Origin of the sequence: Mesorhizobium sp. M1B.F.Ca.ET.045.04.1.1, from assembly GCF_003952465.1 — a bacterium.
GTDB lineage: Bacteria > Pseudomonadota > Alphaproteobacteria > Rhizobiales > Rhizobiaceae > Mesorhizobium > Mesorhizobium shonense.
This window is the reverse complement of record NZ_CP034448.1, coordinates 4,572,761-4,584,776: the sequence shown is the minus strand read 5'-3', so window position 1 is coordinate 4,584,776 and position 12,016 is coordinate 4,572,761. Positions and strand designations below refer to the sequence as shown.

The 12,016-nt window shown below is 64.7% G+C and carries 9 protein-coding genes; 2 read left to right on the top strand and 7 right to left on the bottom strand.

Features of this window, described 5'->3' with window-relative positions; genetic code table 11:
• From EJ071_RS22525 to cpaB, 6 genes are all read right to left on the bottom strand, one after another.
• On the bottom strand, nt 1-966 hold the full coding sequence (locus tag EJ071_RS22525) for a type II secretion system F family protein (protein ID WP_126099845.1): 966 nt from the start codon (nt 964-966) through the stop codon (nt 1-3).
• 3 nt (nt 967-969) lie between these two features.
• Nucleotides 970-2,388, bottom strand: coding sequence for a CpaF family protein (locus tag EJ071_RS22520; protein ID WP_126099844.1), 1,419 nt, complete (start codon nt 2,386-2,388; stop codon nt 970-972).
• Nucleotides 2,385-3,599, bottom strand: coding sequence for a CpaE family protein (locus EJ071_RS22515; RefSeq protein WP_126099843.1), 1,215 nt, complete (start codon nt 3,597-3,599; stop codon nt 2,385-2,387). The genes EJ071_RS22520 and EJ071_RS22515 overlap by 4 nt, the downstream gene beginning before the upstream one ends.
• Before the next feature lie 13 nt (nt 3,600-3,612).
• Entirely contained in the window at nt 3,613-3,888 is a 276-nt protein-coding gene (locus EJ071_RS22510) for a hypothetical protein (protein ID WP_126099842.1), read from the bottom strand.
• A 5-nt stretch (nt 3,889-3,893) separates the two neighbouring features.
• Nucleotides 3,894-5,255: a type II and III secretion system protein family protein gene (locus EJ071_RS22505; RefSeq protein WP_245459948.1), complete on the bottom strand. Its 1,362-nt coding sequence runs from the start codon at nt 5,253-5,255 to the stop codon at nt 3,894-3,896.
• Nucleotides 5,256-5,373: 118 nt separating this feature from the next.
• On the bottom strand, nt 5,374-6,309 hold the full coding sequence (gene cpaB, locus EJ071_RS22500) for a Flp pilus assembly protein CpaB (RefSeq protein WP_126099840.1): 936 nt from the start codon (nt 6,307-6,309) through the stop codon (nt 5,374-5,376).
• A gap of 255 nt (nt 6,310-6,564) precedes the next feature.
• Between cpaB and parE the strand changes: the two genes are divergently transcribed.
• Nucleotides 6,565-8,619 carry a DNA topoisomerase IV subunit B gene (gene parE / locus EJ071_RS22495; protein ID WP_126099839.1) on the top strand — a complete coding sequence of 685 codons (2,055 nt, stop codon included), beginning with the start codon at nt 6,565-6,567 and terminating at the stop codon, nt 8,617-8,619.
• A 145-nt stretch (nt 8,620-8,764) separates the two neighbouring features.
• On the top strand, nt 8,765-10,831 hold the full coding sequence (locus EJ071_RS22490; protein ID WP_126099838.1) for an FUSC family protein: 2,067 nt from the start codon (nt 8,765-8,767) through the stop codon (nt 10,829-10,831).
• 3 nt (nt 10,832-10,834) lie between these two features.
• Here the strand turns inward: EJ071_RS22490 and EJ071_RS22485 are convergent, their stop codons facing one another.
• Complete coding sequence (locus EJ071_RS22485) at nt 10,835-11,956, bottom strand: DUF2336 domain-containing protein (RefSeq protein WP_126099837.1); 1,122 nt, start codon at nt 11,954-11,956, stop codon at nt 10,835-10,837.
• Nucleotides 11,957-12,016 lie beyond the last annotated feature (60 nt).

The following is a 12,016-nucleotide window of genomic DNA, read 5'->3' as shown; positions in this document are numbered from 1 at the left end:
TCAGAACTTGAAATTCGACATCTTGAACATGATGGCGTTACCGAGCAGCAGCCACAGGATGGAGCCGCCCAGCATGTACCAGGTCTTCGGTATCCCCCACACATCGCGGTAGAATTGCGGCATGAGCACCATGATGGCGGTGAACAGAAGCACCGGGACGGCGGTGAGGATGTAGGCCGACATGCGGCCTTCGGTCGAAATGGCGCGTACCTTGCGCCGCAGCTTGCCACGCTCGCGGATGGTCGACGACAGCCCATCCAGGATCTCGCGCAGGTTGCCGCCGGAACTGGTCTGGATCGACACGGCGGTGACGAACAGCGGCAGATCCTCGTGGCCCACCCGTTCGAACAGGTTGTTGAGCGCCGAAACCAGATCGGAGCCATAAGTCACCTCGTCGGCCACGACGCCGAACTCGGTGCCGATCGGATCGGCCATCTCACGCGCCACCATTGCGATTGCCACCGGCACCGGATGGCCGGCCTTGAGGCCGCGCGTGATCAGCTCCAGCGCCTCCGGCAACTGCAGGCCGAAGCGCTTATGCCGGCGCTTGCGCAGAAAACGCATCGCCATCACCGGCAAGACCGGCGACAGCACCAGGAACAAGCCCAGGCCGAACAGCAGAGGCAGGCCGTACCAGACGGCAACAAGCGCCAGAGCGAAAGCCACGCCCGAGGTGATCATGAGGAATTTGGGCAGCGGCATGATCATGCCGGACTGAGTGCGCAAGGCGCGAAAGCGATCGAAGGAAAACAGGGACATGCCGCCTTCGACGCCGCGCTCCTTGCGCAACTGGATCAACACCTGCTCCTGGCTGATCTTGTTCTCCGCCAGCTTCATGCGGCGGTTGATCGCCGTGCGCTTGTCGCTGCGGCCGGCATAGAGCAGGTAGCAGCCTTCGGCGATCATGATGCCGGTGAGCGCCGCCGCGGCGTAGACAGCGTAGATCGGGCTGAACCCCTCGAGCACCGGCTACTCCTGCGGCCGGCCGGGTTCGAAATATTTGCCCGGAAATTCGATGCCCATGTTGCGCAGGTCCTCGAGGAAGCGCGGGCGAATGCCCGTCGCTTCGAAATGACCGATGATCTTGCCGTCCGCCTCCATGCCGGTGCGCACGAAGCGGAAGATCTCCTGCATCTGGATGACGTCGCCTTCCATGCCCGTCACCTCGGCGACGCTGGTCACCTTGCGCTTGCCGTCGGACAGACGCGTCAACTGCACGATGATGTCGAGTGCGCTGGCGATCTGGCTGCGGATCGACTGCACCGTCATCGGCATGCCGGTCATGCCGAGCATCTGCTCAAGGCGCGAGATGGCGTCGCGCGGCGTGTTGGCGTGGATGGTCGCCATCGAGCCTTCATGGCCGGTGTTCATCGCCTGCAGCATGTCGAAAGCTTCTTCGCCGCGGCACTCGCCGAGGATGACGCGATCGGGACGCATGCGCAGCGCGTTCTTGACCAGGTCGCGCTGCTTGAGCTCGCCATGGCCCTCGATGTTGGCCGGGCGCGTCTCCATGCGCGCGACATGCGGCTGCTGCAGTTGCAGCTCGGCGGCGTCCTCGATGGTGATCAGGCGCTCGTCCTCGGGAATGAAGGCCGACAACGCGTTGAGCATCGTCGTCTTGCCGGTGCCGGTGCCACCGGAGATGATTGTGGTCTTGCGGGCATGCACGGCCGCCGCCAGCACCTCGGCCATGTTCTGCGTGATGGCGCCGAACTCGACCAGCTTGTGCAGGCCGAGCTTGTTCTTGGAGAATTTGCGGATCGACACCAGCGGCCCGTCGACGCCGACCGGCCGGATGGCGGCGTTGAAGCGCGAGCCGTCGAGCATGCGGGCGTCAACCATCGGCTGCGATTCATCGACGCGGCGGCCGACGGCTGCGACGATTTTGTTAATGATTCGAAGGAGATGCGCCTCGTCCTTGAACGGGATGTGGACTTGCTGCAGCTTGCCGCGCTTTTCGACGAAGCAGTTCTGATGGCCGTTGATCAGGATGTCGTTGATCTCCGGATCCTTGAGCAGCGGCTCCAGCGGGCCGAGGCCGACCATCTCGTCGACGATGTCGTCGACCAGCGCGTCGAGCTCGGCGGTATTGATCGCCATCCGCTCCTCGCGCGTCTTTTCCGAAACGAACTCATGCACCTGGCGGCGCATTTCGTCCTTGGGCAGCCGCTCCAGCGCGACGAGATTGATCTCCTCGAGCAGCATGCGGTGGATGCGCACGCGCGCGTCGAGCACCTTGTTGGCGCTTTTCGCAGGCGCGTGGTCCGGCTTAGGCGCGGCCGGCTTGCGGGTCGTCGGAATGACCACGGCATGATGCGCGACAGGCGCTGGTTCGGGAGGCCGCTGCGGATGGGCGTCGCGGTTCTGCAGGGTGGAGAAGCGACTCATCCCGCTTTCCTCTTCAAGAGGCCCTTGCCGAGGCCGAAAAGCGACTTCGATTTTGCCGTCGTCGTCACCGCCTCCTCCGGCAGGATGATCTTCTTCAGGTCGTTGACGACATTGGCGTTGGGATCGATGTCGTGCAGCGGCACGCCGCGGTCGACGGCCTCGCGCACGAGCCGGTAGTTGTTGGAGATGCCGCCGACGAAATGTTCGCCGAGAATGTCCTCGACGTCGGCCTGCTTGATGCCGCTGTCGAACATCTTCTGCTCGAAGCGATTGACGATCACGCTGGGCTTCACTTCCCGGCCGGCAGTCTCATAGATGGCCTGGATAAGACGCTGCGTATGCCTGAGACAAGGCACCGTCATCTCGGCGACGATATAGAGCTTGTTGGAGCCGAGCAGCACCGTCTCGGTCCATGGGAACCAGGTGCGCGGCATGTCGATGACGACATTGTCGAAATAGGCCGAGACGAGGTCGAGCATGCGCACGACGACATCGGTCTTGAACGAGCGCATTTCCGAAGGGCGCGTGGGCGCGGCAAGCACGCAGAGCCCGCTCGCATGCTTGGAGAGCATGACATCCAGCAGCTGCCGGTCGAGGCGTTCGGGCTGGTTCTCGATTTCGGTGATGTCGAAGCGCGGTTCGAGGTCGAGATATTCGGCGCAGGCGCCCTGCTGGAAATTGAGGTCGACCACGCATGTCGAGGCGCCGCGCGTCACCGAATGATGCAGCTGGAAGGCGGTCTGGAGCGCCAGCGTGGTGGTGCCGACGCCGCCGGCGGCCGGCATGAAGGTGTAGATCTGCGACTCGGTGTTTTCCTCCCGCCCCGGTCCCTGCAGCGCACGGATGACGGAGCGCACCAGGTCGGCGGTGGTGATCGGCTTGACCAGGAAGTCGGCGACCTTGAGCTGCACCAGGATGCGCACGGCCGCCGCGTTGAATTCCTGCGTGACGACGACCACCGGAACGCGGCCTTCGAGCCGGCGCATGATGCGCTGCAGCGATTCGATCTCCTCGAGCTTGGCCGCATCCATGTCGACGATGACGGTGCCGAAATCGGCTTCCAGAACCTCGCCGCGGAGTTCGTTGACGCTCTTCTCGACCGTCGAGATCTCGATGACCTCGGAGGCGGCGAAAGCCGTCCGCGTGTCCTGCGAAAACGTCCTGTCGGTGGAAACGAGGAGGATCTTCTTGGTCTTGGTGCCGGATGCCATGGTCGTTAGTCCATCACTCGGATGCCGTTGATGCCGATGTCGTTGATGCCGACTCCGAACCGGCTTTCGCCCCGGCGGCAATGGTCGTGGAGCTCGTGCTCTGAGCCGGCACCAGGAGCCTGGTGTTCTGGACGCCGTACCGCCAGGGATCGACCATCTGCATGACGGTGTTGGACGCCTGCGCGTTGCCGGCCGCCGGCGTCACGCCTTCGGTGCGCACGTAGTCATCGCTGGTGCAGCCGCTGGCTGAGCCGGCGAGGATGACAGCAATGCAAAGTGCTGGGCGCATGGGCTTCAGTCCTTGGGCAGATCGAGGAAGTGGCCGGACGTCGTGGCGGCCACCGGACGGGCCGCGCTGCCGTCGGCCAGCGCTACCGGGCGCTTGGACGCCGAGGCGTCCGCTTCCTCGGTGTTGTTCAGGAAATAATCGGCCGGACTTGCCGGCCGCGTCCCGTCGGTCGGCTCGACCATCTTCTTCGACGGATCGACCGGCTTGACCAGGTAAGGCGTGACGATGATCACCAGGTCGGTCTCGCGCCGCTGATAGGATTTCGAGGAGAACAGCGAGCCAAGCACCGGCAGCTTGCCGAGCCCCGGCAGGCGCGAGGTGGTGATGTCGTTCTGCGACTGCAGAAGGCCGGCGATCATAAAACTCTGGCCGTTCTTCAGGTCGACCGATGTCTGGGCGCGACGCACGATGAATGCCGGAATGGAAATGCCGCTGCTGACTTCGATGGAGGCGGAAGTGTCGATCGAGGACACTTCCGGCGCGATGTCGAGGCTCACCAGCCCGTCCTTGAGCACGGTCGGCGTGAAATCTAGGCCGACGCCGTATTTCTTGTAGGTGACGCTGATCTTGCCGTTGTCCTCGGAGACCGGGATCGGGAACTCGCCGCCGGCGAGGAAGCTCGCCGTCTGGCCGGAACGGGCGATCAGGTTCGGCTCGGCCAGCCGCCGGGCCAGCCCGCGCTCCTCCAGCGCCTTGATGGCGATGTCGATCGAAACGCCGTTGGAGAGCAGCCGGCCGATGATCTCGCCGGTGCCGGCCGTCGGCACGGTGCCTGGATCGATGATGACGTCGCGGCCGCCGATGCCGAAGGCGAAGTTGGCGCCGTATTTGGCGCCCAGATCCTGTCCCGCCTGGCGGTTGATCTCGACGAAGCGGACATTGAGCTGAACCTGCTGCGAGGACGAGATGTTGACCGAGTTGATCACTTCCTCGTTGCCGGAAAAGCGCGACGCGATCTTGCTGGCCTTCTCGGCCGCGACCGCATCCTCGGCCTCGCCCGACAGCACCACGCGGCCATTGGCCGAACCGACCTTGATCTTGGCATCCGGCACGCTGGCGCGGATGGTGTTTGCGAGCTGATCTGTATCCAGCGTCACCTCGACGTCGATGGTGCCGACGAGCTGCTTGTTCTGATCGAACAGCGCGATACCCGTGGTGCCGAGATTGTTGCCCAGCACATAGAAGGATTTGTCGGTCAGCGGGTTGACGTTGGCGATCTCCGGGTCGCCGATGACGATCTGGTAGAAGGCGGCGCTCGTCATGATCGTCTTGGGCTTGCCCTTGGCGACCTTGATCGAGGCGTTACTGGTCGCCGAGACGTAGACGACGTCGTTATTTGCCTGGGCCGGCGCCCCAAAGGCAAGCATTCCGGCAGTTGCCAGCAAGGCACTCGCCGCCATCGCACGCAGAAGGCGCAGCCCTCTCGTTGTCCATTCTTTATTCAACACAGGCATTGTCACGTCCCCGGCCGGTCCCCACCGGCTATTATTCTTGTTCCTTGGAAGGAACGACGTCTCCCTCGGCTCGCTTGGAGGGAACCTTGTATTCCTCGACCTTCGTCCCGCGCGACACGATCACCGTCTTGAACTTCGGCTCTTCCGGCTCCTTCGCTACCGCGTTGACCAGCGAGGCAGCGCTTGTCTCCGCGCTCGCGGCGACCGAACCGCCGAAGGAGGAGATGGTGGTGAGCCCGTTGCTGCTGGCGCTGGCGTCGGCGGCGGACCGCAAGGACAGCGACAATGTGCCGACGGTGCGGGCTAAAGCGACTTTCTGCGCCCCTTCGTTCGTCACCTCGAGGGTCACCGAATTGGCGATCTGCGGCTCGGTCTTGCGCTCGTCCGCGCCCTGCCCGACCGAAAGCACCTTCGCATCGGAGACCACGATCTCGGACGTGACCGTCGAGCCGGATGCCCCTTGAGCGTTCTTGGCCACTTCCTGGATTTCGCCCGCGTCGCGCGTCAGCACGACGTCGACCCGGTCGCCCGGCGTGATGAAGCCGCCGACGCCGGCGATCTCATCGGTGCGGATGGTGACGGCCCGCATGCCTGGCGACAGCATGTTGGAGAGCGTCGCGCGACCGTTCGGCCCCGACAGCTTGGTGAGCAGCACCGGCTCGTTGACCTCGATCGGCGACAGCACGACGCGGCTGCCTTCGGCAAGCAGCTTGTCGATGGTCGGGAAGGCGCCCTGCGGCAGGGAATCCTGCGGCCACGGGATTTCGGTGAGTTGCGATCGATCGAGCTGCATGCCGTAGCGCAGCGGAGCATTGGCCACCACGATGGTCTTGAACTCGACCTTGGGCTCCTGCGGCGCCGCGATCGATGCCACCTTTTGCTCGGACTGGGCCCTCGCCTGGCTTTTGACCCAGAAATCCGCGGCAAAGATCGAGATCGCGCCGAAAACGGCGGCGATGCCGATCATGGTTATGGCCCTACCCCTCACAACGAAACCCCTGACGCCCCGTGGTCTTTTGTTTGTTGCCACTCACGCTAGGCGTCATTGTTAAAGAATCAGGAATCCAAACATATGGAGACCGCCCTATTTCCGGCGGCTTGGTTATCGAATGGTTTTAGAATAAGAGAGACTTTGATCCCTGAACGGAACAGGAACTCGTTCGCCCGCCAAAAGCGTGGCAGTATCGAGGAGTGATTCGCAGTACCGGACTTAATGGCCAGCATGGACGACACCAGCGATCTTTTCGGCAATCAGGAAAAGCAGCCCCAGCAAGGGCGCGCGCCCTCGCGTCCGGCTGATCCGCTGGTTCAGGCGGCGAAGCGTTCGACCTCCGCCCGTGACGGCAGCGAGAGCTACAGCGCCGCCGACATCGAGGTGCTGGAAGGGCTGGAGCCGGTGCGCCGCCGCCCAGGCATGTATATCGGCGGCACCGACGACAAGGCGATGCATCACCTCTTCGCCGAGGTCATAGACAATTCTATGGACGAGGCGGTCGCCGGTCACGCCACCTTCATCGACGTCGAACTCTCGGCTGATGGCTTCCTGACGGTCACCGACAACGGCCGCGGCATCCCGATCGATCCGCATCCGAAATTCAAGAAGCCGGCGCTCGAAGTCATCATGACGACGCTGCATTCGGGCGGCAAGTTCGACTCCAAGGTCTACGAGACCTCCGGCGGTCTGCATGGCGTCGGCGTCTCCGTCGTCAACGCGCTGTCCGATCACCTCGAGGTCGAGGTCGCGCGCGGTCGCCAGCTCTATCGCCAGCGTTTTTCGCGCGGCATTCCGGTCAGCGGTCTCGAGCATCTCGGCGAGGTCCACAACCGACGCGGCACGAAGACCCGCTTCCATCCCGATGAGCAGATCTTCGGCAAGGGCGCCGCCTTCGAGCCGGCGCGGCTCTACCGCATGACGCGCTCGAAAGCCTATCTGTTCGGCGGCGTCGAGATCCGCTGGACCTGCGATCCGTCGCTCATCAAGGAGAAGGACCAGACCCCGGCCAAGGCCGAGTTCCATTTTCCCGGCGGCCTGAAGGACTATCTCAAGGCGACCCTCGGCGACGAATTCCAGGTCACCCGCGAGGTCTTCGCGGGAAAAAGCGACAGGCAGGGCGGCCATGGCTCGCTCGAATGGGCGGTGACCTGGTTCGGCGGCGACGGTTTCCTCAATTCATACTGCAACACCATCCCGACCGCCGAGGGCGGCACGCATGAGGCGGGCTTCCGCAACGTGCTGACGCGCGGGCTTCGCGCCTATGCCGACCTGATCGGCAACAAGCGCGCCTCCGTCATCACCACCGAGGACGTGATGATCTCGGCCGCGGGAATGCTGTCGGTGTTCATCCGCGAGCCGGAATTCGTCGGCCAGACCAAGGACAGGCTGGCGACCATCGAGGCGATGCGCATCGTCGAAAGCGCCATCCGCGATCCTTTCGACCATTGGCTGGCCGACAATCCGCAGGAAGCCTCAAAACTTCTTGAGTGGGTGATCGCGCGCGCTGACGAGCGCGTGCGCCGCCGCCAGGAAAAGGAAGTCTCGCGCAAGAGCGCGGTGCGCAAGCTGCGCCTGCCGGGCAAGCTCGCCGACTGCACGCAGAACGCCGCGGCCGGCGCCGAGATCTTCATCGTAGAGGGCGACTCGGCCGGCGGCTCGGCCAAGCAGGCGCGCGATCGCGCGAGCCAAGCCGTGCTGCCGCTGCGCGGCAAGATCCTCAACGTCGCCAGCGCCGGCAACGACAAGCTTGCCGCCAACCAGCAGATCTCCGACCTGATCCAGGCGCTCGGCTGCGGCACGCGCTCGAAATACCGCGACGAGGACCTGCGTTACGACCGCGTGATCATCATGACCGACGCCGATGTCGACGGCGCGCATATCGCTTCGCTGCTGATCACCTTCTTCTATCAGGAGATGCCGAACCTGATCCGCGGCGGCCATCTCTACATGGCCGTGCCGCCGCTCTATTCGATCCGCCAAGGCGGCAAGGTCGCCTATGCGCGCGACGACGCGCACAAGGACGAATTGCTGCGCACCGAATTCACCGGGCGCGGCAAGGTCGAGATCGGCCGCTTCAAGGGCCTTGGCGAGATGATGGCCTCGCAGCTCAAGGAGACCACGATGGACCCGAGGAAGCGCACGCTGCTCAGGGTCGATGTGAGCGAAGCCGAGGCGGCGACCAAGGACGCGGTCGACGCGCTGATGGGCACAAAGCCCGAGGCGCGCTTCCGCTTCATCCAGGAACGCGCCGAGTTCGCCGAGACCGACGTGCTGGATATCTGAACGCGGACCGGTCCATAACAGGCTTCGCTATGCATGTCGCCCAGAAGTGTGCAGCGGTTCTGGGACAACGACATGCATCAAAACAAGGACTTAAAGCGCGTCGTCTGAATTCGTTTCAGGCGACGCGCTTTAGGGAGACTTGAATGTGGCCTGGACGCGGCTGAAAGATCTTGCCGGGATACCGCTGAACGGCCTGACGCAACCGACGCGCTCGGACTGGATCTTTGCCCTGCGCACGGTCTCGGCCGGGCTGACCGCGCTGTTTGCCGCCTACGCCCTCAAGCTCGACCATCCGCAATGGGCGATGATGACGGTGTTCATCGTCGCGCAGCCGGTGGCCGGCATGGTGCTGGCGAAAGGTTTCTACCGGCTGCTCGGCACACTCGCCGGCGGCCTTGCTGCGATCGGCATCACCTTGCTGTTCGGTACCAACCCGTGGCTTTTGGTGACGGTGCTGGCGCTATGGATCGGCGTCTGCACGCTCGTATCCTCGCTGCTGCGCAATCCGGAGGCCTATGGCGCGGCACTTGCCGGTTACACGGCGATGATCATCAGCCTGCCCGCCTTCGGGCAGCCGCATCTCGTCGTCGATCTCGCCATTGCACGCTGCGCTGAAATCGTGCTCGGCATCGTCTGTGCCGGCGTCACCAGTCGACTGATCCTGCCGAAACTTGCGGCGGACGCCATCATCTCGAGACTGAAGCGCAGCATCCTCGATCTTGCCGAATACGCCTCGGGCGCCTTTTCCGGCGGCGATCCGGCCGGGCTTGCCGCCCTCCAGCGCAAACTTATCGGCGATGCCCAGACGCTTGCCGAGATGCGCACCTATGCGCGCCTCGAGGCGCCGAGCTTCGCCACGCGCGCCCATCCGGTGCGGCGCACGATCGGGCAACTCCTGTGGGCGCTTTCGGCGGCGCGCGCGCTGCACACCCATGCCGCGCCGAAGAACGCGGCGCTCATCCCGGTGCGCGGCGAGTTGAAGACCTTGGTCGGCGAACTGGCGGCGACGCCAGGGGCGCTTGACGACACCGGCCCGTGGGTAGCGCGGCTCGATGCGATCGCGAGCAAGGCAAGAGAGGCGCCGCCTGTGCCTACCGACCCCAGCGAAGACAAAGTCGGCACCATCACCCGCCTCACCATCGCCGCCGATTTCGCGGAGGCGCTGAAGCAGGTGATGCGTGGCCTGGATGCGCTTCGCTCGCCGATTTCCAGGTCGTCCCGTGAACGACAGCAGCCGGCGCTGGTCGTGCATCGCGATTATCACGCCGCCTGGCGCAATGCCGTGCGCGCCGCGCTCGCCACGCTGCTGGTGGCCGCCTTCTGGCTCACGACCAAATGGTCGGAGACCGCCGGCACCGTCATCCTCGTCGCCGTCGTCTCCAGCCTGTTCGCAGCGCGCCCCGATCCGGTCCAGTCCGCCTGGGGTTTCTTCAGGGGAACGCTGCTCGCGCTGCCCTTCGCCTTCCTTGTCGGCCAGATCGCCTTGCCGGCGCTCCCCGGCTTCGGCTGGTTCACGCTCTTTGTCGTGCCCATCATGGTGCCGGCGGCGCTCGGCATGGCCAATCCGCGCTATGTCGGCGTCGCCACCGCCTTCGCCATCAATTTCTTGGCTTTTCTCAGCCCGCACCAGCTGATGACCTATGATCCCGGCCCGTTCTTCGCCGGGTCGGCGTCGATCCTGGTCGGCATCCTGATCGCCATCGCCGTCTTCATCGTCGTGCTGCCGGCCAACCCTTGGGTCACCGTCGAGCGCATCTCGCAGGCGATGCGCGAGGACCTGGCGCGCCTTTGCCTGCATGAGCGCATCCCCAGGCGTTCGGCCTTCGAAAGCCTGGCCTATGACCGGATCAACCAGTTGATGCCGCAGTTGCAGCAGGCAGGCAGGAAGGGCGATCCCATCCTCGGCGGCAGCATCGCCGCCGTCACCGTCGGGCTCGAAGTGCTGCGGCTGCGCGGCGCGCAGCTGAATTCCGCGCTCCCGCGCGAGACGGTGGAGTCGGTCGGCAATTTCCTGCGCGGCCTGGCGCGGGAATTGCTGTTCAGAAGACATGGCGAACCGCAGACGTCGACCGTTGCCGTGGCGAGGCAATATGCGGCGAGCATCGCCGATCGCAGCGACCGCCCCGAAATGCTGCAGGTCGCAGCCTCGCTGCGCATCATCGCCGCGGCGATGGAGGATTATCCGGATTTCTTCGCGAAGGGTCGCGGCTGAGGGCTACGCTGCAGCAATTGCCAGCGCATGTCCGCGCGCGTTCTCACGCAGCGCGTCGAGGTGGATCGACTTCACCAGCCCGGCAAGATCGCCCTCGGCCGATTGCCCGCCGAGATCCTTCAGCATCAGCCAGCTCACTTCCTGGACGCCCGCGACGCGCTTGCCATTGGCAACCTCGCGCCAGATCTTCAGCGCCCGCAGGATGATACCGTGCGTGGCGCCGGCAAGGCCGGCGTTGCGGAACAGCGCCTGCAACGCCACGTCGTGACCGCCGGCCAGCAGCGCCCTCACCCGCTGCTCGGATTGTTGGGCAAGCGCGACCAGCGCCGAGCCGAAGAAGTCGACCTTGCCGTGCGCGATGGTGCGGATGATGAAACCAGCGGTGAGATCGCCGCGCAGCCTCAGATGCTCGATCAGCGCGGCATGCTCCTCGGCGCGCGTGCCCTCAATCAGCGTGACGGAGGCTTTCACGCAGGCGTCGCGCATCACGCGGTCGGCGCGGGCAGCCCCCATCAGCGCCAGAACCAGCGGCGAACCCTTCAGCGTCTCGCCAAGCTTGACCAAAAGCATGTGCCGGCAGTCGGCAGGCAGACGCGCGTCGGAGATCAGCGCTTCGCGCACCAGCGGCAGATGGCCGTGGCGTTCGGCCATGCGGCGGAAGCTCAGCGATGCAATATCGGCGCCGCTGTTGGCGACGAGCGTGGCGCAGGCTTCCGGTTCGCCGATCTCGGCGATCGCTGCCGCCAGCGCCATCGAGACGACGGGGCGGTTGGCGATCAGCTTCTGGGTGGCCTTCTGTCCGCAAGCGACGCGGTCGATGAGATCGGCATCGGTAAGCAACGGCGAACGCGCCAGCACCAGCGCCGCCACTTCCGGTTGGTCGGAAGCCAGCGCGGCTATCACCTGCGGCGGCGCGTGGTGGCTCATCGACAGCGCTTCGGCGAGCGACTGCCGGACCTTGGCGGAAACGTCGTCGAGCAGCAGCGTCAGCGCCGCCTCGGCGGCGCAGCGATCCTCGAACGGCAGGTCGGAGTTTATGTAGGCGCGGGCCAGCGCGCTCGCGGCGGCTGCGCGCTCGGAAACCCTTGCCGTATCAATCCATTTTAGGAAATGCGAAACAATCATGCCGACCAGCTACGCCCTTGCCGGAATGTTCCCCGGCCCCGTTGTGAACGGTAGGCTGGA